At 39.4% G+C, this 24534-nt stretch carries 20 protein-coding genes and 2 tRNA genes; 17 read left to right on the top strand and 5 right to left on the bottom strand.

Features of this window, described 5'->3' with window-relative positions:
- Positions 1–130 precede the first annotated feature (130 nt).
- From KQI32_RS03915 to gpmI, 8 genes are all read left to right on the top strand, one after another.
- Positions 131–616 carry an Lrp/AsnC family transcriptional regulator gene (locus KQI32_RS03915; RefSeq protein ID WP_177689844.1) on the top strand — a complete coding sequence of 162 codons (486 nt, stop codon included), beginning with the start codon at positions 131–133 and terminating at the stop codon, positions 614–616.
- Entirely contained in the window at positions 613–1809 is a 1197-nt protein-coding gene (locus tag KQI32_RS03910; RefSeq protein WP_308167034.1) for an aminotransferase class I/II-fold pyridoxal phosphate-dependent enzyme, read from the top strand. Before KQI32_RS03915 ends, KQI32_RS03910 begins: the two co-directional genes overlap by 4 nt.
- Positions 1806–2936: a DUF362 domain-containing protein gene (locus tag KQI32_RS03905; RefSeq protein WP_177689843.1), complete on the top strand. Its 1131-nt coding sequence runs from the start codon at positions 1806–1808 to the stop codon at positions 2934–2936. The genes KQI32_RS03910 and KQI32_RS03905 overlap by 4 nt, the downstream gene beginning before the upstream one ends.
- A gap of 12 nt (positions 2937–2948) precedes the next feature.
- On the top strand, positions 2949–3437 hold the full coding sequence (gene trmL, locus KQI32_RS03900) for a tRNA (uridine(34)/cytosine(34)/5-carboxymethylaminomethyluridine(34)-2'-O)-methyltransferase TrmL (RefSeq protein ID WP_216424051.1): 489 nt from the start codon (positions 2949–2951) through the stop codon (positions 3435–3437).
- Between the two features lie 11 nt (positions 3438–3448).
- Positions 3449–4312, top strand: coding sequence for a DegV family protein (locus tag KQI32_RS03895; protein ID WP_216424050.1), 864 nt, complete (start codon positions 3449–3451; stop codon positions 4310–4312).
- A 96-nt stretch (positions 4313–4408) separates the two neighbouring features.
- Entirely contained in the window at positions 4409–5596 is a 1188-nt protein-coding gene (gene pgk / locus KQI32_RS03890) for a phosphoglycerate kinase (RefSeq protein WP_177689840.1), read from the top strand.
- 177 nt (positions 5597–5773) lie between these two features.
- Complete coding sequence (gene tpiA / locus KQI32_RS03885; protein WP_177689839.1) at positions 5774–6523, top strand: triose-phosphate isomerase; 750 nt, start codon at positions 5774–5776, stop codon at positions 6521–6523.
- Between the two features lie 9 nt (positions 6524–6532).
- A complete protein-coding gene (gene gpmI / locus KQI32_RS03880; protein WP_216424049.1) occupies positions 6533–8053 on the top strand; it encodes a 2,3-bisphosphoglycerate-independent phosphoglycerate mutase in 1521 nt (506 codons plus the stop codon).
- A 150-nt stretch (positions 8054–8203) separates the two neighbouring features.
- On the opposite strand, the gene KQI32_RS03875 is transcribed toward gpmI, so the two are convergent.
- Complete coding sequence (locus tag KQI32_RS03875; RefSeq protein ID WP_216424048.1) at positions 8204–10078, bottom strand: DNA mismatch repair protein MutS; 1875 nt, start codon at positions 10076–10078, stop codon at positions 8204–8206.
- 559 nt (positions 10079–10637) lie between these two features.
- Between KQI32_RS03875 and KQI32_RS03870 the strand changes: the two genes are divergently transcribed.
- The 3 genes from KQI32_RS03870 (at position 10638) to tpx (ending at position 14751) form a co-directional block, all read left to right on the top strand.
- Entirely contained in the window at positions 10638–12389 is a 1752-nt protein-coding gene (locus KQI32_RS03870; protein WP_216424047.1) for an ABC transporter ATP-binding protein, read from the top strand.
- On the top strand, positions 12382–14157 hold the full coding sequence (locus tag KQI32_RS03865; RefSeq protein WP_177689834.1) for an ABC transporter ATP-binding protein: 1776 nt from the start codon (positions 12382–12384) through the stop codon (positions 14155–14157). Before KQI32_RS03870 ends, KQI32_RS03865 begins: the two co-directional genes overlap by 8 nt.
- Positions 14158–14253: 96 nt before the next feature.
- Entirely contained in the window at positions 14254–14751 is a 498-nt protein-coding gene (gene tpx, locus KQI32_RS03860; RefSeq protein ID WP_216424046.1) for a thiol peroxidase, read from the top strand.
- A 155-nt stretch (positions 14752–14906) separates the two neighbouring features.
- Here tpx and ychF read toward each other — a convergent pair whose 3' ends face one another.
- Positions 14907–16001: a redox-regulated ATPase YchF gene (ychF, locus tag KQI32_RS03855; protein ID WP_216424045.1), complete on the bottom strand. Its 1095-nt coding sequence runs from the start codon at positions 15999–16001 to the stop codon at positions 14907–14909.
- A 237-nt stretch (positions 16002–16238) separates the two neighbouring features.
- Between ychF and KQI32_RS03850 the strand changes: the two genes are divergently transcribed.
- Genes KQI32_RS03850 through KQI32_RS03840 form a run of 3 tightly spaced genes read left to right on the top strand, consistent with a single transcriptional unit; the run spans position 16239 to position 19657 of the window.
- Complete coding sequence (locus KQI32_RS03850; protein WP_216424044.1) at positions 16239–18500, top strand: adenosylcobalamin-dependent ribonucleoside-diphosphate reductase; 2262 nt, start codon at positions 16239–16241, stop codon at positions 18498–18500.
- Positions 18501–18514: 14 nt separating this feature from the next.
- Positions 18515–19003 (top strand): dUTP diphosphatase, encoded by a 489-nt coding sequence (locus KQI32_RS03845; protein ID WP_216424043.1) that lies wholly within the window; start codon positions 18515–18517, stop codon positions 19001–19003.
- A gap of 21 nt (positions 19004–19024) precedes the next feature.
- Entirely contained in the window at positions 19025–19657 is a 633-nt protein-coding gene (locus KQI32_RS03840) for a peptidylprolyl isomerase (RefSeq protein WP_216424042.1), read from the top strand.
- Between the two features lie 210 nt (positions 19658–19867).
- Here KQI32_RS03840 and KQI32_RS03835 read toward each other — a convergent pair whose 3' ends face one another.
- From KQI32_RS03835 to metF, 3 genes are read right to left on the bottom strand one after another with little or no spacing between them, the layout of a single operon-like run.
- Positions 19868–22243 (bottom strand): homocysteine S-methyltransferase family protein, encoded by a 2376-nt coding sequence (locus tag KQI32_RS03835; RefSeq protein WP_216424041.1) that lies wholly within the window; start codon positions 22241–22243, stop codon positions 19868–19870.
- The gene (locus KQI32_RS03830) at positions 22240–22842 is read right to left on the bottom strand and encodes a vitamin B12 dependent-methionine synthase activation domain-containing protein (RefSeq protein WP_216424040.1); all 603 of its coding nucleotides are present in this window, start codon (positions 22840–22842) and stop codon (positions 22240–22242) included. Before KQI32_RS03830 ends, KQI32_RS03835 begins: the two co-directional genes overlap by 4 nt.
- Positions 22839–23672: a methylenetetrahydrofolate reductase [NAD(P)H] gene (gene metF / locus KQI32_RS03825; protein WP_253291031.1), complete on the bottom strand. Its 834-nt coding sequence runs from the start codon at positions 23670–23672 to the stop codon at positions 22839–22841. The genes KQI32_RS03830 and metF overlap by 4 nt, the downstream gene beginning before the upstream one ends.
- Before the next feature lie 201 nt (positions 23673–23873).
- On the opposite strand from metF, the gene KQI32_RS03820 reads away from it, so the two are divergent.
- The 3 genes from KQI32_RS03820 (at position 23874) to KQI32_RS03810 (ending at position 24435) form a co-directional block, all read left to right on the top strand.
- Positions 23874–23949 (top strand) — tRNA-Lys (locus KQI32_RS03820).
- A 128-nt stretch (positions 23950–24077) separates the two neighbouring features.
- Positions 24078–24168: transfer RNA gene (locus KQI32_RS03815), tRNA-Ser, on the top strand.
- Between the two features lie 81 nt (positions 24169–24249).
- Entirely contained in the window at positions 24250–24435 is a 186-nt protein-coding gene (locus KQI32_RS03810; protein ID WP_216424039.1) for a hypothetical protein, read from the top strand.
- Positions 24436–24534: the final 99 nt, after the last annotated feature.

Raw genomic sequence — 24534 nt, 5'->3', positions numbered from 1 at the left:
ATCTGTGTGAGGTTTCTTTCTATTTCCTATTAGAAAAAAGATAGTTTTTTGATGGATATTATGCTATAATGAAATCAATATTATTTGCAGATAAGCAGTAATAAACGATAATGAAATGGAGTGAATGCGAATGGAAAAGCAAATTCTTGAAATTCTTGCCGAAAACGGAAGAATGAGCGCTGAGGAGATTGCCGTTATGCTAGGCGCCTCTAAAACTGAGATTGCTGAAAAAATAGCGGAATTGGAAAAACATAAAGTGATATTTGGATATAAAGCTTTGATTGATTGGGAACAAGTGGACAAAGAAAATGTGAGTTCCCTGATCGAATTAAAGGTAACTCCACAGATGGGAGAAGGCTTTGATCAGATTGCCAACCGTATTATAACGGAATATCCTGAGGTGAATTCTGTGTCATTGATATCCGGCGGCTATGACATTCTGGTGGAACTGGAAGGAAAATCAATGAAGGAGGTCGCTCTTTTTGTCGCCAGAAAAATTGCCCCAATGGACTGTGTCCTTTCTACCGCCACGCATTTTGTTTTAAAAAGCTATAAAAAAGACGGTGTGGTGCTGGCCAATAAACCGGAAGATGAAAGAAGAGTGATTTCCCTGTGAAGAGACAATTTGACCCAAATGATTTTCTGACCAAAACAGCAAGGGAAATTCCTCCTTCCGGCATCCGGAAGTTTTTTGATTTGGCTGCAGAAATGGAAGATGCAATTTCCCTTGGCGTAGGGGAGCCTGATTTTGTGACTCCTTGGCATATCCGCCAAGCTGGTATAGAGTCTCTGAAAAAAGGCCACACCTATTATACCTCAAACTGGGGTCTGTTTGAGCTGAGACAGGAAATCAGCAGATATATGGAGCGAAAGCGCGGTGTCCACTATGATCCTGCCGATGAAATACTTGTAACGGTTGGGGGCAGTGAGGCTTTGGATCTGGCAATTCGTGCGCTTATCTCACCGGGGGACGAGGTGTTGATTCCGGAACCATGTTTTGTTTGCTATAAGCCATGTGTCACACTTTGCGGCGGAGTACCGGTCACCATAGAAACGAAGATGGAAGATCAATTTAAGCTTACGCCGGAATTATTGCGGAAAAGCATTACCCCAAAAACAAAGCTTCTTGTTTTGACGTATCCGAACAATCCTACCGGAGCTGTTATGACCAAGGGCGATTTGGAACGTATTATTCCGATTATTGAAGAACATAATCTGATGGTGATATCGGATGAGATATATGGAGAGCTGACCTACAGCGGTGAGCACACCTCTATTACCCAATTTGAAAACATGAGGGATAGGACGATTTTAATCAATGGCTTTTCAAAGACTTATGCAATGACGGGATGGCGTCTTGGATTCACCTGTGCACATAGAGATATTGTGAGCGTCATGACAAAAATTCATCAGTTTGCGATCATGTCATCTCCTACTACCAGTCAGTATTCTGCGATAGAGGCTCTGAAAAACGGCGATGAGGATGTCGCTTATATGAAAAAAGAATACAATTATCGCCGCCGCTATTTGGTGGACGCATTAAATAAAATCGGATTGGATTGTTTTGAGCCGTTTGGAGCATTTTATGTTTTTCCTTCCATTCGTTCGACCAAAATGACATCCGTGGATTTTTGCGAACAGCTTTTAATGAGGGAAAAGGTTGCTGTTATCCCGGGTACTGCTTTTGGAGAATGCGGAGAAGGGCATATCCGGATCTCTTATGCTTATTCTTTGGATCAGTTGAAGGCGGCATTGGAACGAATCGAAAAATTTATCAACAATTTATCGAAAAATGGTGATAGAGGTTGAGTAATGTTTGTATTTTGAAATGTGATACGTATGACCAGCATCAGGTGGACAAAACCATTTCAGAGCTGTTCGAGCGTTTTGGAGGAATCGGTGCCTTTGTGAAACCTGGCTGTAAGGTGCTGCTAAAACCTAATCTGATTGCAAAAAAATTGCCGGAGACAATGGCGGTGACTCATCCTGCGGTTGTCAGGGCTGTGGCAAAGCTTGCTTTGGACGCTGGAGGAGTTGTCACCATAGCAGATAGCCCGGGCGGTATATACAAAGAAAATTATCTTAACAAAATATATGAGGCGGCAGGTTTAAAAAAATTGGCCGAGGAGATGCCTGTCCGTTTGAACTATGATACCGGTTATCAGGATATCACGGCGGATATCAATGGGAAGAAAAGAAAATTCAGTATAATTAATCCGGTTATTGAAAATGATATTATTATCAATCTTCCAAAGCTAAAAACACATGTCATGGCAAACTATACCGGTGCCGTAAAAAATTTGTTTGGAACGGTTCCCGGGCTGACCAAAGCGGAATATCATTACAAATATCCAAAGAAGGAAGAGTTCTTTTCCATGATAACCGATCTGTGCGCTTATATCAAGCCAATGTTTAGTGTGATGGACGGTATCTGCATGATGGAAGGAGATGGTCCATCCAACGGTACGCCAAAAAAGGCAGATTTGCTGATAGGTTCGCCTGATCCTTTTGCACTGGACGAGATTGCGCTTCAATTGATCGGATTTCACAGGGAGGAAGTGTTAACCGCAAAAATAGCTTGGGAAAGCGGGTACACCACACAGGAAGAGATTGTAATGCTCGGACAAAGTTTGAAAGAGAGCGTTGTGCCGGATGTAAAGAAGCCAAACATTCAATCGACCACATTTGAAAAACGGATTCCCGGGTTTCTAAATAGGCGGATTAATGCCTTTTTGAATCCTGCACCGAAAATTATACAGGAACGATGTATTCTTTGCGGAAACTGTACAACAATTTGTCCTGCCAAAGTATTAAAGAAACAGAGTGGACGGATCGTGCTGATGGATCATAAGAAATGTATCAAATGTTATTGCTGTCATGAGATGTGTCCAAAGGATGCGATATATATCAGAAAACTGCCAAAATTTTTAAGATAGGATGAGATAGAATTGGGACTGAATATAGTATTAGTGGAACCTGAAATTCCGCAGAATACAGGGAATATTGCCAGGACGTGTGCGGCAATCGGAGCTGATTTGCACTTGGTTGAGCCTTTGGGATTTTCAATTGAAGACAAGTATTTGAAACGTGCGGGATTAGACTATTGGAATCTTGTTAATGTGAAAACCTATAAAAATTTAGACAATTTTTTTCAACAAAATGCAAATGGAGTTTATTTTTATGCGACGACTAAAGCGGACAAGACGTATTGCGACGTCTCTTATCCGAAGGATTGCTATATTTTATTTGGAAAAGAGACAAAGGGCTTGCCGGAGGAATTGCTTTGCGACAATATGAAACATTGTATAAGGATTCCGATGGTATCCGACGCGCGAAGTCTGAATCTATCCAACTCAGTGGCAATTGTTGTCTACGAAGCGATGCGTCAGCATCAGTTTTCTCATCTTTTACATATCGGGCACCTAACAAAATATTAGGAGGATTTCTTATGGAAAAAATTAAAATTATCACTGACAGCGCTTCCGACGTGACAGCAGATGCAATCAAAAAATACAATATTGAGGTGTTGCCTTTTACCATTGTATTTCCTGATGGTTCCGAATATTTGGAACAGGTAGATATTACATACGATGAATTTTATGATAAGCTGTCAAAATTGGAAGACTTACCGACAACCTCCCAGGTGACGGCCTATCAGTTTGAGGAGAGCCTGAAACAATTTATTGAAGAATATGATTCTATCATTATCATAACAATTTCTTCTGTGGCAAGCAACACCCATCAAAATGCTGTATCTGTTGTAAAACAGTTGAAGGAAAGTGGTGTGCAGACGAGACTGGAAATTGTGGACTCCATGACATATACCGGAGCTTATGGAGCTGTTGTAACCCATATGGCTCAGATGGCGTCAGAAGGGAAGAGCACCGATGAAATTTTGCAAAAAGGGCGCTTTATGCTGTCTCATGACCGTGTTTATGCAGTGATTGATGACCTGAAATATCTCAAAAAAAGCGGACGTATCAAACCGTTGACTTTCACCTTGGGATCCCTTTTGGATATCAAACCCATTATCACGGTGGAAGACGGATTGGTCGCTCAGTTTGATAAAGTGCGGGGTGTCAAAAAGGCCGCGGGAAAAATAATTGAACTTGCGAAAAAAGAGTCAGCGGATGGCAGTGATATGATTATTTTTGTGGGTCATTCGACCGATAATGGAACCTATGCATCTTTTTATAAACGCATGCAGGAGGAATTCCCCAAAGCAGAGTTTGTGGAAGGGAGAATCGGCAGTACAATCGGTGTTCACTGCGGTACGGGCGTTATTGTTATCTGTATGATCAAAAAGTGTTAAACATTTAACAAAAGTATTGAAATCACTTGCATTTTGTAGTAAAATATCTTTGGCAAATTTTATGGTAAAGATAAATAAATATATGAGGTGAATCAAATGTTAAACAAAAAGACAATTGAGGACATTGATGTTTCCGGGAAAAAAGTTCTGGTAAGATGTGACTTTAATGTGCCGCTGGATGCAGACAAAAACATTACTGACGAAAACAGAATCGTCGGCGCTCTGCCCACCATAAAATATCTGATTGATAAAGGCGCAAAAGTGATCCTTTGCAGCCATCTTGGCAGGCCGAAGGGAGAGTTCAATGAGAAATACAGCTTAAAACCGGTTGCAAAAAGATTGTCTGAAGTTCTTGGGCAGGAAGTCAAAATGGCAGATGATGTTATCGGTGAAAGTGCGAAAAAACTTGCTTCGTCACTAAAAGACGGCGAAGTTATGCTGCTGGAAAATGTGCGTTTTCATAAAGAGGAAGAAAAGAACGATAAGGCGTTTGCCAAAGAACTGGCTTCTATGGCTGAAATCTATGTGAATGATGCCTTTGGAACAGCTCACAGAGCACATGCTTCCACAGAAGGTGTCGCAAATTATCTGCCAGCTGTCTGTGGTTATCTCATAAAAAAGGAAATTGAAATTATGGGTAAAGCTTTGGCAGATCCGGCTAGACCGTTTGTCACAATCCTTGGCGGTGCAAAGGTATCTGATAAGATCGGTGTTATCAACAATCTGATTGATAAAGTGGATGCTTTGGTAATCGGCGGCGGGATGGCTTATACCTTCATCAAGGCAAAAGGTGGAGATATCGGTCAGTCTATCTGTGAAGATGATAAACTTGACCTGGCAAAAGAACTGATGAAAAAGGCCGATGAAAAGGGTGTCAAAATCCTTCTTCCGATCGATAATGTTGCCGCAAAAGAATTCAGTAATGATGCAGAATCCATGGTCGTAGACGCTGGAAAAATTCCTGCCGGTTATCAAGGCTTGGATATTGGACCTGAAACCATTCAGTACTTCAAAGAAACTTTGGAAAAAGCAAAAACAATCATTTGGAACGGACCGATGGGTGTGTTTGAAATGCCTAACTTCGCAAACGGAACCAAAGCAGTGGCTGAGATTGTTGCCAACGCCGATGCTGTCACTATTATTGGCGGCGGTGACTCTGCAGCTGCAGTAGAACAGCTTGGATTTGCGGATAAGATGACGCATATTTCAACTGGCGGCGGCGCTTCTCTGGAATTTTTAGAGGGGATTGTTCTGCCAGGCATCGCTGCATTAAACGATAAATAAATAGCTTTAAAATTTGGGCAGGTAGGATACCTGCCCAATCAAATGTTTACTGCTTCTACAAACACGTGCTCCTATGTGTTGTCCCCATTTCGCGGAGTTAAAACACTTGTATAGTGGCTTTTGCTTACAATGTGCGGCAAAAGCATTTCATCTTGTTATAAAATTTCGGAGGTAGCTATGAGAAAAAAAATTATTGCCGGTAACTGGAAAATGAATAAAACCCCCAGTGAAACCATTGGATTAATCAATGAAATAAAAGAAAAAAATCCCGCTCCAGACTGTGATGTAGTTGTATGTACGCCTTTTGTCTGTCTGTCCAATGCAGTGGAGACCGCAAAGGGCACAAATATCAAAGTTGGTGCGCAGAATCTATATTTTGAGGATAAGGGCGCATATACCGGGGAAGTTTCCGCGGATATGCTGAAAGATTTGGGTGTAGAATACGTCATCATTGGTCATTCCGAGAGAAGACAGTATTTCAATGAGACAGATATCACGGTCAATAAAAAAGTAATAAAGGCGCTTGAAAAAGACTTGCTTCCGATTCTTTGTGTCGGAGAAACATTGACGGACAGAGAACAGGGAGTTACTGATGATGTGATAAGAAGACAAACCAAAATTGCTTTTCTGAATGTTTCCAAAGAGGACGCTAAAAAAGTAATTATCGCTTATGAGCCGGTATGGGCAATCGGCACCGGAAAAACAGCAACACCGGAACAGGCAAACGAGGTTTGCGCTATGATCCGTGATTGCATTGAAACATTGTATGATAAGGACACCGCTGATGCACTGCGCATCCAGTATGGCGGCAGTATGAATGCAGGAAATGCCAAAGAACTCCTTTCTAAACCGGACATTGATGGAGGATTAATCGGCGGCGCAGCACTCAAATCGGACGATTTTACCACCATCATTAAAAGCTGCTAGGAGGAATATATGAAGAAGCCAATCGCACTGATTATCATGGATGGCTACGGCCATAGTGATAAGGAAAAAGGGGATGCCATCAAGGCATTTGGAAAAGGCAATATCACAAAACTGTGGGATGAAAATCCCCATACTTATATCAATGCAAGCGGTCTCGCGGTGGGATTGCCGGATGGTCAGATGGGCAATTCCGAAGTCGGTCACACAAATATTGGTGCCGGACGGATAGTATACCAGGAATTGACCCGGATCACAAAAGCAATTAGCGACGGAGATTTTTTTACAAATCCGGAACTGATTGGCGCAATCGAAAATTGCAAGACAAACGGTACAGCACTTCATCTAATTGGACTATTATCAGACGGCGGCGTTCACAGTCACAATAAGCATTTGTATGCTTTGCTGGAACTTGCAAAAAAACGCGGTTTGGAAGAAGTCTATGTGCATGCACTTTTGGATGGCAGAGATGTTCCGCCGTCTTCCGCCAAAGGATATCTGGCGGAGCTGGAAGCTGAAATCAATAATATCGGAATCGGAAAAATTGCGACCATTATGGGAAGATATTATGCCATGGATAGGGATAATAGATGGGAAAGAGTTTCAAAAGCCTACGAAGCAATGGTCTTGCTAAAAGGAGATCATGCAGTGACTGCCGCGGAAGCAATAGAAGCTTCTTATCAGAAAGAGGTTGTGGATGAGTTTGTCATCCCCTGCGTGATAGAAGGGGCAAAAGCTATTTCTGCTAACGATTCCGTTATCTTTTTCAATTTCCGCCCTGACCGGGCAAGAGAAATTACCAGAACCCTTGTAGATCCCGACTTTGGAGGATTCACCCGGGAAAAAGACTTCTTTCCATTGTATTATGTTTGCATGACACAATATGATGCCAGTATGCCCAATGTGAAGGTTGCCTTTAAGCCGGAAGCATTGATCGACACGTTTGGAGAAGTGGTCAGCAAGCAAGGTCTAAAACAGCTCCGGATTGCTGAAACAGAGAAATATGCACATGTTACCTTTTTCTTTAACGGTGGAAAAGAAGCTGTATATGAAGGAGAAGAGCGTATTTTAGTCCCTTCTCCGAAGGTTGCAACCTATGACATGCAGCCGGAAATGTCAGCATACGGCGTCACCGAGAAAGTTCTGGATTGTATTGAAAAAGAAATGTATGATGTCATTATCTTAAATTATGCAAACTGTGATATGGTTGGACATACCGGTGATTTCGATGCTACGGTAAAAGCGGTCAAGACGGTGGATGAATGCGTTGGCAAGGTAACGGAAAAGATTCTTGCCAAAGGCGGTGTTGTTTTGATCACGGCTGATCACGGAAACGCCGATGATATGTGGAATGAAACGGAGGGCATTGTCACGGCACATTCCACCAATCCGGTACCATTTATCATTGCCGGAGAAGGTGATTTAACCTTGAAAGACGGCGGAAAGCTGGCTGATATCTGTCCCACCATGCTGGATTTGATGGGAATTGAAAAGCCTTCGGCAATGACCGGAGAAAGTTTAATTCAAAAATAGAATAAATTTATTTTATCAAAAAAATGAAGAGTTATAAAAAATGCCGCAAATTTGACTTTTAAAGTCTGCTTGCGGCATTTTTATAATGAAAATCAAGCGTATGACTGTATTTTTATGGATGAGGAACCGTAAAAATACGATTTATTTCTATCAGTCATCGGATTCAATCTTTCGATCAGGGCTATATTTTCGTTCCATTTGATGACGTATCTTACGGCTTTCCACCGTGTCAAACAGGATAGAAAAATCATAATTTTCGGGATATAATTCTTTGGCAGGGATATGAAGTTTTAAGCGTTTGTGGGAAATCAAATTTTTCTCTTTTTTGATCTGAACGCCGATTTCTCCTTTTTCATTGCTTTTTTGATACACGATTCCGATTTTTTTCTGCGGATAAACGATAACACTGTCACCAATCTGAAAGCTATCCTGCCTTTTTGACGTTTTTATTGTTTGACTTTTTCGCTTTTCAAATAATATTTCTTTTTCTTCCGGAAACGTTTTTTCACTATATGCAGCTGTCTGTGCTATCTTTAATAGTTCCTCTGGAAATCCAAGGCGTTTTGCGATAAACAAAGCGCAGCTCGCTCCGGCTTCTCCAAGTTCCAAGCAGTATAAAGGCTTAAGCGTTTCCCGATCAAAGGTCATCCTCGCATTTAAAATATTCGGTGTATTTTTCGCATATTCTTTCACTTCCGGATAGTGGGTAGTCGCTATAAAAAGGCATCTTTTCTTTCTCAAGGCATGCAGGATTGCAACTGCAATTCCCATCCCCTCCGCCGGATCGGTTCCGGAGCCAAGTTCATCCAGCAGTATGAGGCTTTCGCTGCCGGATTTCTCTAAAATCGAAATAATATTTGACAGATGAGCTGAAAAAGTGGAAAGATTTTCTGTGATACTCTGACCGTCGCCAATGTCACAGAGTATGTTTCTGTGTATTGAAAAAACACTCTGACTCTCGGCTGGTACATGCAATCCTGACTGTGCCATTAAGGATAATAAGCCAATGGTTTTCAGCGCCACTGTTTTTCCGCCGGTATTCGGTCCCGTGATCACAACTCCAGATATGGAGCCGCCAATCTCAAAATCCAACGGTACACAGGATTCCTTTTTCAAAAGAGGATGTCTTCCGTTTATGATTCTTATTTCTCGTATCTCGGTAATCATTGGCTCGGAACCGCTCATTTCACAGGAAAGTTTTGCTTTGGCGAAAGCGAAATCCAGCGTTTCCAGTACTTCTATATTTGCCTGAAGGGAGGGGATGCAGTCGTCAACAAGCGACGTGAGAGTATAAAGGATTTTCCGAACTTCATTTTCCTCTTCAATCTGTAAATCTATTTCTTCTTTTTGAAGCTTCTGGATCGAATCGGGTTCCATAAAATAGGTTTCACCGGTTCCGGACACTCCGATAACAGTACCTTTGAGCTGCTGTTTGTAATCTTTTTTTACCGGCAAAACAAAACGACCGTTCCGTTCCGACACATAGGCGTCCGAAAACCAATCTTTTTTATTTCTCAGAATAGATTCCAGCTTTTGCTTTATTTGAATATGACAGCTTTCTATCTTTCTGCGAAGATTTTTTAGTTCGGTAGACGCGAAGTCATCAATTTCACCGTAGCGGATCGAACATTCTAATTCTTCCAAAAGTGCCGGAAGTTCATCCAATATTTTTCCATATTGTGAGATACCTGTCCCAAGGAGTTCCGCTTTTGTGAGATACGCCTTCATACGTTTGCAGGAGGAAAGAAATTGTGATACCGCTGTCAGCTGTTCCACAGATAACAGTGCATCTTTTCTGCAAATTTCCAGAATTTCCTTTAACTCTGCCATGATAGGCAGGGGAGGAGAACCGAAACATTCCAATATTTTTTTGGCTTCCGTAGTCTCTTTTAACCGATTTTTACATGCTTGTAAACTGGTATAGGGACTTAATTTTCTGCATTTTTCTTTGGCAGCAGGTGACAGAGCATATGCAGCCAGCAGTTCCTGAATGGTATCGAATTCTAATAATTTATTATTGTTCATTGATTATTCTCCTAAAATAAAAAGGTAATCTTTCTGCCTTTTCAGATTGAAAAAACACAAGATTACCTGTGAGAGACAAAGGAAAAAGTGTACAGTAACCAGCACACTTTAAAATCTATCCATTTGTTTAAAGTATCTGTAAAGGCAGAAAGAGGTAATAAAACAAACGGAATGAAACATTCCGCAATTTCCGCTTTCCGAATCGATTCAATTTAATGATTGAATACCGTTACAGATTCAATTAACAAACAAAACATCCTTCCTATATAAATTGTAATTATCATAACACAGGTTCGGTATTTTTTCAATATTTTTCAGTAAAAAAACTTTTCACCTGGAAATCAAAGGATATGTGAGAAAAAAGAAATATGTTTAAATTTGAGGGCTGTGATTTTCTATATTTCCTGGAATATGTACTTATCTGAGTCAGATTCCCGTTTTTCAACAATTGATTTATCCGCATGGCTTGAGTATACTATACATACTTTTGACGGGGAGGGGAAACCAATGTAGATTTTGAGAAATCACAGCGGTTATTTGAAATAAAGGAGGGGAAAGAATGAACAGACTGCGTTATCTTATGAAACTGCTGGAGGGCTTCCGGCTGAAATATTTTTTTAATCTCATTCTGGTTTTGGCTGTCGGCCTGTTAACATTGGTGAATCCATATCTGACAAAGGTTATGTCGGATGATATTATTATGAACAGAAAACTGGATATCCTGTTTCCTGTTTTGTTTTTATTCTTAATTACCACCATAGCAAGAAGCTTTATCAAATATTATTATTCCCTTAGTTATGAAAAAATTTCACAGAAAATCAACTTTGATTTGAAAAACGAAGGCTATAAAAAAATTATGCATCTGGATCAGGAATATTTTAATACTCACCGTACAGGGGATATTATGACATTAATGACGTCAGATATTGATTTAATACGCCACTTCTTTGGATTTATATTTTATAATATTATCGAGGGACTTACCATCTTTTTTGGTGCAGTGATCATTATGCTTTGCACGGTCAATATCGGTTTTACCATGTTTCTGGTAATTATGACGCCTATTATCTCGCTTTATGCAGTCAGTTTTACAAAAAAGATGTTTCCGCTTTTCAAAACAATCCGGCAGATGCGTTCCAAACTCAACAGTGTGGTTCAGGAGAATATCAGTGCAAATAGAGTTGTCAAAGCGTTTGTCCGGGAAGACTTTGAAAATCAGAAAATGCGAGAGGCAAATGATGACTTCAGAAGAGCACAGCATAACCACAACCGGGTTTGGCGTAAATTCGCGCCTTATATCACGAATGTACAAAACCTATTTTTATTATATTCCATGACAGTGGGCGGTGTTCTCGTCATGAACGGCGTCTTTTCTGTTGGAGAGCTTCTGATGTTCAACGCATTGATATATCAAATTGCTAATCCGCTTAACAACATCGGATGGATTGTAAATGATCTGTCCAACGCAATGGCCTCGTTGGATAAAGTAAAGGAATTTCTCGAGACGCCGATTAAAATAACGAACGAACAGAATCCAGTGGAGAAGAAAGCATTAAAAGGTGAAATAGAATTTATGAATGTTACCTTTAATTATGGCCAGGAACATGCACTCAACAATGTCAGTTTTCACATTTATCAAGGGCAGAAAATTGGAATTATTGGTTCTACCGGTTCTGGAAAATCAACCATTATCAGCCTAATCTCAAGGTTTTACGACCCAGATGCCGGACGCATTTATATGGATGGTATTGATATCAAAAAGATAGATTTAAATCTTTTGCGGGATAGCATTGCCATTGCCCATCAGGATGTCTTTTTGTTCTCTGAATCGATCGCCCAGAATATAGCCTACGGAAGAGCCAGCGCTTCCGAACAGGAAATCAGGGATGCTGCAGAGGCTGCGGATGCGGATTCCTTTATCAGCGAAATGGAGGAGGGCTATCAGACCATCGTCGGCGAACGGGGCGTAGGTTTGTCAGGCGGTCAAAAACAGCGTATTGCTCTGGCGAGAGCACTTTTAAAAAATCCCTCTATTCTGGTTCTGGATGACACCACATCCAGCCTAGATGCACAGACTGAACGTTACATACAGAACCAGCTGAAACGAAAAATGGGCAACCGGACCGTTTTTATCATATCCCAGAGAATATCCAGTGTCAAAGACTGTGATTTGATACTGGTTCTGGATAATGGAAAGATCATTGAACGGGGAACGCATGAGGAATTGGTTCAGCTGGAAGGATATTACCATATAATTTTCAAGCATCAATTTGGAAATTTCAATAGGGAAGAAGGTGTGAAAAATGCCTAAAGTGAACACCTTCAAAGAGGATGAGACGCTGGATATCAAGATCAATAAAAACTTTTTGCTGAAAGCGTCTAAATACGTGAAGAAGTATAAAAAAGAATTTATTCTAACTTTGATTGTTATGCTTGTATCTACCATTGCAATCATGGCGGGGCCATATATCATTAAAATTGCCGTTGATACGATGATACCGGAAAAAAACATAAAAGGTCTCATGATTTTAGGGATTATCTTTTTGATTACTGTGGTGATTGGAATCTATTCCATGAATTTTAAGCTAAAATATATGAACTATGTCGGAAGGAATATCATTTATGACATCCGCACGGATCTTTTTGCCCATATGCAGAAGCTTCCATTTCGCTATTTTGATTCCAGACCTCATGGAAAAATTCTTGTCAGGGTAGTAAACTATGTGAACTCCCTTGCCGATATGTTTTCTAACGGAATCGTGAATGCTGTGATGGAAACCATCAGCCTGATTGTCATTTTGATATATATGTTTATCACTGACTGGCGTTTGACTTTGGTTGCTTTGTTAGGAATACCTCTTCTGGTGTATGCCATTGCAAGGCTGAAAACCCGTCACAGAAGAGCCTGGCAGGATTACAGCAATAAAAATTCAAATCAGAATGCGTACCTGCATGAAAGCATCAATGGAGTAAAAATCACACAATCTTTCGTGCGTGAAAGAAAAAACCAGAAAATCTTTACATCGTTGAGTTCTGACTGTTTCAGAGCATGGATCCGTGCAAAGAAGATCGAATTTCTGATCGGTCCTCTGGTAAATGTTATTTCTGAAGTTACTATTTTTGCTGTCTATGTGGTCGGCATTCTTGTTTTAGATCCCGCCACAATCAGCGTTGGAACCTTGATTGCCTTTGTCAGTTATATCGGCCGGTTCTGGGCCCCAATTAATAATATGAGTAATATTTATAACGGGATCATGACAAATGCCGCTTACCTGGAACGGATCTTTGAAATGATGGAGGAAAAGGTTGAGATTGTGGAAAAGGCGGATGCACAGCCACTGCCCGAAATTCAGGGAAATGTTTTGTTTAAAGACGTCACATTCTCCTATGATGGAGAAAACAATATTCTGGAAGACTTTAATTTGTCTATCCGTAAAGGGGAAACGATTGCCGTAGTTGGGCATACGGGAGCGGGGAAGACAACACTTGTCAATACGCTTTGCCGCTATTATGAGATTCAGAAAGGAGAAATTTTTGTTGATTCTCATAATATCAAAGATGTGACGGTTGCTTCTCTGCGCACACAGGTGGGCTATATGATGCAGGACAGTTTTGTCTTTTCTGGAACAATTCTGGAAAATATTCGTTACGGCAGATTGGATGCAACCGATCAGGAAGTAATGGAAGCTGCCAAGGCTGTTTGTGCCGATGAATTTATTCGTGAAATGAAAGACGGTTATAACACTTTTGTCAGCGAACGAGGTTCTACCCTGTCTGTGGGTCAACGACAGCTTATCTCGTTGGCAAGAACAATGCTGAAAAATCCAAGGGTTTTGATTCTGGATGAGGCAACTGCCAGTATTGATACCAATACGGAGAAAAGGTTGATAGAGGGAATCCAGCACTTAATTTCGGGAAGAACTTCGATTATTATAGCCCATCGACTTTCCACAATCGTAGGAGCTGATCGCATTATTGTCCTTGGAAACAAAGGAATTATGGAGCAGGGAACACATGAAGAACTTATGAAAAAGCACGGAGAATACTTTCAGTTTTATCAGATGCAAAACACTATATAAGAAAGATTGCCGCCATGATGTAATCATGGCGGCAATCTGTATAAAATTTTGTTTATTGGATATTCTAAATTTATTATGTTTTAGGGAGGAATCAATTTGGAAGTAAAATTCAAAGGAAATCCAATAAGACTAAATGGTATACCGTTGAAAAAAGGAGATATTTTTCCTGACTTTAAGGTAAAAAACACACAACTGGAAGATGTAACTTTCAAAGATACGGATGGAATGCGAATTTTTTTAACCGTTCCATCGATTGATACGCCGGTATGTGATTTGGAAGTAGCACGGTTTAATAAAGAACTGATTCATTATCCTTATGTATCTTGCTATACGATATCTATGGATCTGCCTTTTGCTCAGGAAAGATGGTGCGGTGCAAAAAGAGTAGAAAATGTAACGGTACTGTCCGATTACAAGGAGCATAGTTTTGCCTTAGCAACTGGAACCTATCTGCAGGAACTGGGGCTTTTGACAAGAGCTGTTTTCGTCGTGGATCCACAAGACAAAATAATTTATCTGGAATATGTTTCTGAAGTGACCGAACATCCGGATTATGATGCGGTGTTGGAAGAGATCAAAAAACAAAACAACTAAAAAGTATTTTCACTTTACATTGAATAATATATTGAAAATAAAGAAAATTTATCGAATTATATAACTTTATGTAAATTTAATTTATAAAACAGATTTACTGTTATAAATGAAAAAATCCTTTCATAAATATTGAAAGGATTTTTTCATTTCATCTTTTATACATTAAAGCGAAACAGAATGACATCTCCATCTTTTACAATATATTCTTTTCCTTCAGAACGTACTAATCCTTTTTCCTTTGCTGCCAAGTGGGATCCGCAGGCTATCAAATCATCATATGCAACTACTTCAGCACGGATAAAGCCCCGTTCAAAATCAGAATGAATTTTCCCTGCAGCGCCCGGTGCTTTGGTACCCTTCCGAATTGTCCATGCTTTTGTCTCCATTTCACCTGATGTGATATAACTAATTAGACCTAAAAGGGAATAGCTGGCTTTTACAAGCCTGTCCAGACCGGATTCATGAATCCCCAATTCATCCAGAAATGCAGCTTTTTCCTCTTCATCCAATTCAGCTATTTCGGATTCTATTTTGGCTGAGATTGGCAGTACCAAAGAGTTCTCTTTTTTTGCAATCTCTTCTACCATTTTTACATATTGATTTTTTTCAATTCCATCAACAAAGTCTTCTTCCGATACATTGGTCGCATAAATGACAGGCTTTGCAGTCAGTAAGGAAATATCCCGGATAACATCTTTTTCTTCGTCGGAAAGCTCCATAGAACGAACACAGATTTCATTTTCCAAGGATGTTTTGATTTTTTCTAAAACATCAATTTCTTTTTGAAGTGATTTGTCTCCTTTCAACGCTTTTATAGAACGAGATAGTTTTCTTTCCAAGACATCCATGTCAGCCAGAATCAATTCCAAATTGATTGTCTCTATATCACGTTTTGGATCTACACTGCCTTCTACATGAACAATATTTTTGTCATCAAAGCATCTTACAACATGAACGATTGCATCCACTTCCCGAATATGGGATAAAAATTTATTTCCAAGCCCTTCTCCTTTGGATGCCCCCTTCACAAGTCCGGCTATATCTACAAATTCAATAACAGCGGGGACAATTTTAGCGGAATGATTCATTTTAGCCAAAACCGGAAGTCTAGCATCCGGCACACTTACAATTCCCACATTGGGTTCGATGGTGCAGAAGGGATAATTTGCAGATTCTGCTCCAGCTTTTGTGATAGCATTAAAAAGGGTGCTCTTGCCTACATTGGGTAATCCGACAATTCCTAATTTCATTTTTATTCAATACTCCTTAAACGATTAATAGACAAATTTATTATACTCGAATTAGAATAAAATTTCAATCTTTAATCTTTATTGGAAAATAACGAATTGTTTTTTATAGCTTTACAATACACAATATATATGGTAAGATAAATAAGCATTGGGCATATATTGTATGTCTTGAGATAATCACACTTTCTATGGTTTATCTAAAAAAATATATTAATAGGTTATTTGGAGGGGTTATTCATGGCATTTCCTACGGAAGAAAACTGGTTCATGACAGAACTTCAGAAAGACATCTGGTTAAAGAAATACAAAACCGGAGATGAAAACTTTGAGGAGTTTTTTGAAAGGGTCAGCGGAGGAAATAAAGAGATCAAAGAATGTATGCTGCAAAAAAAATTCCTTCCGGGAGGAAGAATTATTGCAAGCAGAGGGTTGCATAAGGACGGCAGAAAAATTACATATTCCAATTGTTATGTTATAAGTCCTCCCGAGGATAATATTGAAAGTATTTTTGAATGCGCAACAAAGCTTGCCAGAACCTATTCTTACGGCGGTGGCTGCGGCATTGATATCTCCGGTTTGGCACCGGCAGGCGCTGTCATTCATAATGCCGCAAAACAGACCACGGGCAGTGTTTCATTTATGAACCTTTACTCTCTGGTCACTGAACTGATTGGCCAGTCGGGGAGAAGGGGAGCACTGATGATTTCATTGGACTGTGATCATCCGGACTTGCTGAGTTTTATTGATATAAAGAATGATTTGACAAAGGTTACGAAAGCAAACATTTCTATCAAAATCTCTGATGACTTTATGACGGCGGTAAAAACAGATGATGACTGGACGCTGTCTTACACCAGAAAAGAAACCGGCGAAGTGATTGAAAAGAAAGTAAAAGCGAGAGAAATCTTTGCAAAGCTGGCTTTCAATAACTGGGATATGGCGGAACCGGGAGCTCTTTTCTGGGATAGGATAAAAAAATGGAATCTGCTCAGTGAGGACAAACGTTTTTCCTTTGCCGGAGTGAATCCCTGTGCCGAGGAACCTCTGCCGGCAGGGGGAAGCTGTCTGCTTGGAAGCATTAACCTCTCTGAATTTATCCTCAATCCTCACGATGTCAGTGCTGAATTTGATTTTGATGAATTCAAAAAAGTGGTTGAATATTCTGTTCGCTATTTGAATGAGGTTTTGGAAGAAGGGCTGCCTCTTCATCCATTGTTAGAACAGCGTGAAAGCGTTAACAATTGGCGGCAAATCGGTTTGGGCATCATGGGATTGGGTGATGCTTTAATTAAGCTAGGTGTACGTTATGGAAGCGAAGAAGCCTTAAAACTATGTGATAAAATCGGATTTATCATGGCGGATACTGCTATTTATACCTCCTCACTGCTTGCAAAAGAGTTTGGTGCGTATCCTATGTATGATGAGAGTGCAGTCATGCAATCTCCCTATTTTATTGCCAATACCAGCAAGCGTACGAAAGAAAGCGTGAAAGAACATGGAATGCGAAATTCCCAGCTATTGACCATTGCCCCCACCGGATCCATATCGACTATGCTGGGTATCAGCGGCGGAATTGAACCGATCTACAACATATCTTACACAAGAAAAACGGAATCTCTGCACGGAGAGGATCGCTTCTATAAAGTGTATACGCCAATTGTCAAAGAATTAATGGACAAAGCTGGCATTGAAAAGGAAGAAGATCTTCCGAAATATGTTGTCACTGCGATGACACTCTATTACAAGGAAAGAATTGATATGCAGTCCGTCTGGCAGAAACATATTGACGCTTCTATCAGTTCAACGGTAAATGTTCCTGAAGAATTTACGATAGCAGATGTTTCAGAACTCTATATGACAGCTTGGGAAAAAGGCCTGAAGGGAATTACAATTTATCGTGACAATTGCCGCAGAAGCGGAGTACTCCTAAACAGTCCAAAAGATGAGGAGGAAGATTTCAAATTTGATGCGGTAAAACCGATCAGCCGTGCCAAGTTGGGTAAAACCTTTGGAACAACTACAAAATATACAACAGCCTGTGGGAATTTATATGTGACAATCAACCGAGATAAAAATGGAAACATTGTGGAATCCTTTGTGAATACATCCAAGAACGGTATTTGCAAATCCAATATTGACGGATTGAACCGGATGATTTCACTTTGCCTGCGCAGCGGCGTTCTTGTGTCCGAAATCGTGGATCAGCTCCGAAATATTTCTTGTCCGGCCTGTGTAAGGGTGAAATCAAAAGGAGAATCTTTGGACGGTTCCTCGTGTCCTGATATTATTGCAAAAGCTATTAAAGAAGAATACGATACAGAATTGTTTGTAAATGGTTCTGGAAAGAAACAGGAGATTGCTGAAGAAGATAAAAATCAGGTGAGTTTTGATTTAAGCACCAATGTAGAGCATTTAACCGTTTGTCCGGAATGTGGCGAAAGACTGAGGCACGAAGCCGGCTGTGTTCAATGTGTTTGCGGTTGGTCAAAATGTATGTAAGGAGTCATTCAAATATGAAAATAAGAGGTTTTGAAATCTGTAAAGGATTTTCTGAGATTAATTTGCCTGCTAGAAGTACAAAATGCAGTGCTGGTTATGATTTTGAGGCGGCAGAAGATACGGTTATTCCTTCCTACTTTAAATTGATTTTAAAAAAAATAACAGCCAAAGAGGAAGAGATTATCAAACCCACCTTTATAAAAACCGGAGTGAAGGCTTATATGCCGCAGGATGAGGTGCTTCATATTTATAATCGTTCCTCCAATCCTGGGAAAAAGGGATTGGTGATGGCTAATTCTGTTGGAATCATAGACAGCGACTATTATGGTAACTCGGATAATGACGGTCATATCATGTTTGCTTTTTATAATTTTTATCCTTTTGATATTACAATCAAGAAAGGGGAAAAAATAGGACAGGGAATTTTCCAGAAGTACTTACTAGCGGATAACGATGCTGCCGATGGAGAGAGAACTGGTGGCTTTGGCAGTACAGGAATTTAATAGAAAGGAACGGTTTAATATATGAGAAAAATAAAAAAAATATCCAGTATATTTCTGGCGGTTGGAATAATGATTTCACTCTTTGGATGTTCTTCTGCCCAAAATGAAACGACTGGACAGCAGGAGAGCAAGCAAAGTTCACAGTACCCATTTGAAATACTCGATACAAAAGAGCCAATCAAAGCGGAAATCGAGATGGAAGACGGAGGAATCATCGCATTGGAATTAGATCCTGAAACAGCTCCAATCACTGTTTCTAACTTCGTTTATCTGGCAAAAAAAGGTTTTTACGATGGGCTTACCTTTCACCGAGTCATAGAAGGGTTTATGATTCAGGGCGGTGATCCGCAGGGAAGCGGCACAGGTGGTCCTGGATATACTATCAAAGGCGAATTTTCCAATAATGGAGTAAAAAATAATATAAAACATGAACGTGGCGTCATTTCCATGGCAAGAACGAATGATATGAATGGCGGCGGCTCACAATTTTTTATCATGCATGCAAATAATGAAAGCTTGAACGGAAATTATGCTGCATTCGGCAAGGTTACCAGCGGAATGGATATTGTAGATAAGATTGCAAATGTCCAGACGGACAGCAATGATAAGCCATTGAAGCCAGTCGTTATGAAAACAATCCGAATCTTAGAGTAAAATTTTTTAATAGCTTGTACATAAAAATGTACAAGCTATTTTTGTGTCAGCGAAAACCACCAGCAATTTGATGGTGTACCAAAAAGCTTTAGCTTATGAATAGGTTCACCAAAATAAGAAAACAATTTTTATTTTATACAAAATAAAAATTTTGTATAAAATATACTTAAGAAAAAAGAACTTTTATAAAAGTTCTTTTTTCTTAAGTGTTTATTGATTGAAGAATTCATTTGCAATATCAACGCTTCGCTTTGCATCCTTTGCATAATAATCAGCACCAATTTTCATTGCATAATCTTCAGTTAGTACTGCACCTCCGACAAATGTTCTGCAGTCCAATCCAGATTTTTTTAATGCCTGAATCGTCTCTTCCATACTGACTAAAGTGGTTGTCATAAGTGCACTCAAACCGATAAGCTTTACCTTTTCTTTTTGAGCTGTCTCTACAATTTTTTTAGCCGGAACATCTCGCCCTAAATCAATGATTTCAAATCCGTAATTTTCCATGATAACTTTCACAATATTTTTGCCGATATCATGAATATCTCCTTTTACCGTGGCTAAAATAACCTTGCCTTTTGAAATGCCGATGGTTCCTTTTTGCTGGATTTTTTCTTTGATTACTTCAAATGCCACTTTTACAGTTTCAGCGCTTTGAATCAACTGTGGCAGGAAAATTTCTCCTTTTTCATATTTCAATCCCACAATATCCAAGGCAGGAATTAGATATTCGTTTACAATAATCATTTCATCCATGTTTTCTAACATTTTTATGGTTTCTTGACGCGCTTCATCCTTTAGCCCTTTAATAACAACTGTTTTTAAATCTTTGACGGAAGAGGATGGTTTTTCTGTTCTCACTTGCATATCTGCATACTTTTCAATATATTGATTTGCATTTTTATCAAGATTATACAGCACTTTATAGGAAGAAATTACTCCCATCATTCCCTGCGCATTTGGATTGATAATCGGTAAATCCAAACCATTCGCCAAAGCAAGGGAAAGAAAGGTTTCATTGATAAGTGCTCGGTTCGGAAGGCCAAAAGAGATGTTTGAAACTCCCAGAACTGTCTTTAGACCTAACTGTTCTTTCACCATTCGGACAGCCTTCAGTGTCTCAGCAACTTCTTCCTGTTGAGCAGAAACGGTTAATGTCAAACAATCAATGAAGATATTTTCTTTCGCAATTCCATATGAGAGTGCCGTTTCGTAGATTTTTTTTGCAATTGCAAAACGTTGCTCTGCTTTCGGTGGAATCCCCTCCTCAGAAAGAGTTAAACCTACCACGGCGGCACCGTATTTTTTGACGATTGGAAGAATATTTTTTAATACTTTTTCTTCACCGTTTACAGAATTAACAATTGCTTTCCCGTTATAATACCTTAAACCTGCCTCAATTGCCTGAGGGTTGGAGGAATCAATTTGCAAAGGAACAGGAAGTATACTCTGAATTTCCTTGACTACTTTAACCATCATTTCTTTTTCATTAATCTCTGGCAGTCCAACATTTACATCAAGAATATCAGCGCCTGCATCCGTTTGCTCCACAGCTTGCTTCAGAATATATTCCATATTATGCTCAACCAAAGCTTGTTTGAATATCTTTTTACCGGTAGGATTGATTCGCTCCCCAATCACTTTCACGGAATCAAGTTCAATCAACTGTGAAGGAGTGCATACAGCGGACGTTTTAACCGGGTTGTTTCTGCCCTTCTCCACCGTACGCAATCCATTTTTGATTTCATCGATATATTCCTGGGATGTACCGCAACAGCCTCCTACAATAGAGACGCCTGCTTTTACAAATTCCAATACAATTTCAGAAAATTGGTGTTTGTCAATATCAAAATTCGTCTTACCGTCTATTATAACAGGAAGGCCTGCATTGGGCTGTACCATGACTGGGACAGAAGAATATTTAAGAATTTTGGAAACAACCGGTTTTAGCTGCATTGGCCCTAAAGAACAATTCACACCTAATGCATCAACACCCAATCCGGAAAGCGTCGCAACCATACTCTCTACGCAGCATCCTGTGAAGGTTCTCCCGTTTTCTTCAAAACTCATTGTGACAAATACCGGAAGCTCACAGGATTCTTTTGCCGCTAAAACCGCTGCTTTCACCTCATATAAATCCGTCATTGTCTCAATCAGAATAATATCAACTCCCCCCGCTTTTACTCCAGCATCAATCTGACGTTTAAAGATAGCGTAGGCATCGTCAAATTCTAAAGTCCCCAATGGCTCCAGCAATTCACCGATCGGTCCAATATCAAGCGCAATGAAAGCATCATCATAGCCTGCTTTTGCTTCTTTTGCAATCTGAACAGCGGCAGAGATGACCTCTTCCACAGAGGCGCCGCTGCCGGCCAGTTTATGTTCGTTTGCGCCAAAAGTATTTGTGGTTATCACCTGACTGCCACTATGCAGATATTCTCTATGAATTTCTTTGATAAGTTCCCTGTCGGTCAAATTTAAAAGTTCAGGAATTCCACCCAGCTTTAAGCCTTTCTTCTGGAGCATTGTTCCCATTGCACCGTCAAAAAGCAACACATTATCTTTGATATATTCTCTGACTTTCACTTTACACTCTTCTTTCTGAATTTACAGTTTGCAGTACAATTTTCGCACTTTACACCTTTTTTGCAGATTTGATGCTCTGTTACACCGAAAAATCCGACCACTGACTTTTGGGGCAAAAGGCCATAGTGCTCGGTTATGTGGACTCCAATTCTTTTTTGAGCATCCAGTATATCTACTATCCGCTTATTCCATTCCAGTGGAATGTCCTGATTGCCGGGACACATAATCTCCGTAAGATAGAAAGTATCTGTTTCATATAGATTTTGAAGATACTTTTCTAATTGCTCAATAGCATTTTCCATCATTACATTTGCGGCAGCATCCGCAATAATTGCCTTGGTCACATAAGTTTTCTCATAATACAGTATTCTGTTATCAACTGCCGCACCTAATGTGAGGACAAATAAAATGTTTTTTTTAATTTGTTCATCTGGCACCAAATTTCTATCTACTGTCAGATGACAAAACTTTACTTGGCCAATTTCAATTATCTCCTTGATAACTTCCTTTATCAATAATTCCAAATTGTCTGGAATCTTTGAATTTTTATGTTCCAAAAAGTCTAAGACTCTGCGATAATCTATTTTCTTTTCTATCATTTGTCTATATTTTCTATAATATAACTTGCAACTTTCGGATTATTCATTGTATATAAATGGATTCCGTCTATGCCATGTGCAATCAGATCGTTGATTTGTTCTACTGCGTAATCCAAACCTGCTTTATAAAGCCCCTCATCATCATTAAAATACTGACTGAGTACTTTAGAAAGTTTTCCGGGAATTGATGCGCCGCACATACCAGTCATTCTCAGAATCTGCTTTAAATTGGTCACAGGCATAATTCCCGCATGAACAGGTTGATGGATCCCCAATTTTCTGATATCGTTCAAAAAACGATAAAAAATTTCATTGTCAAAAAACAATTGAGTAATCAGATGCTCGACTCCGAGCTCTACTTTATGCTTCAGATGAAGCAAATCTTTTTCATAACTTTCACATTCGGGATGAGCCTCTGGATAGCATGCTCCATAGAGATGAAAATTGCCGTTTTCTTTTATATATTGAACCAGTTCATATGCATATTTAAAATCCTTTGTTTCTTCCATATCTGGATTCCGATCTCCGCGAAGAGCAAGAATATTTTCAATTCCGTGGGCTTTTAAATCTGTCAAGATTTCCGAAACCTGATCTTTAGTGGAATTAATACAAGTCAAATGCGCAATCGCCTTGATATGATGTTTGTTTTTCACCAGAGAAGCCAGCTCGCAAGTTTTATTACTCTGCCTGCTCCCCCCTGCTCCGTAAGTAACGCTAATAAAGTCCGGGTTCATCTGAGCAAGATTTTTAATGGCATCATAAACCGTTTCTATGGAAGACGTTTTTTTAGGAGGAAATATTTCAAAAGAAATTTCATAAGATCTTGTCAAGCTTAACAGCCCCTTTCCGTTTATAGGTGAAAAACCACACTTTAAATATGCTTTTGTAAAAATAATTAAAATTATTATATAATAATCTAAAGAAAAAGTAAAGGGAAAGCTTGGGAAAAAACATTAGAAAAAATTTATTTAACAAAACATCTTTACAAACAAAATAATTTGTGCTATAATTCTTTTTGTTGGAAAACAAATGCACCTTTAGCTCAGTTGGTAGAGCAACTGACTCTTAATCAGTGGGCCTAGGGTTCGAGTCCCTAAAGGTGCACCAGATGTTAAATCCGAAATTATTTCCTATTGGAGATCGTTTCGGATTTTTAACATATTTATTTGTTTTATTATATTTTTAAATTTAATTGTTGACAAGTATTATAAAGTCTGTTATAATATAATCGTTGTGGAGAGATGGCTGAGCTGGTCGAAGGCGCACGACTGGAACTCGTGTAACGGGGAAACTCGTTCGAGGGTTCGAATCCCTCTCTCTCCGCCAAATAAGGACTTCAATTTTTCTAGAAAAATTGAAGTCCTTACTTTTTTAATCAAGTTGATATAAACTGAAGGAGGAATTTTGATGAAAACAGTACTCAAGCTCTTGGTTGCACTGATGAGCATTGCCACTGGCTTATTCTTAGGAATTACATTACTTCAAGGCTTTATATTGTGGAAAGTGCTTGTTTTCGCAGGATCATGCGGTGTCATTGGGCAATTTGTTTATAAACTGCTGCGTGTCATAGATAAAAAATATAGTGTAAAATAGCAGTAAGCTCCTTTGTAATTTATTTTCAAATAAAACTTGCTGATGCAGAAATCCTTATATCAAAATTAAGATATAAGAATTTCTTATAATATAGAAAAT

It is taken from the genome of Acetivibrio sp. MSJd-27 (assembly GCF_018918095.1).
GTDB lineage: Bacteria > Bacillota > Clostridia > UMGS1840 > HGM11507 > HGM11507.
The sequence above is the reverse complement of the archived record's forward strand: the minus strand, read 5'-3'. Positions and strand labels throughout refer to the sequence as shown.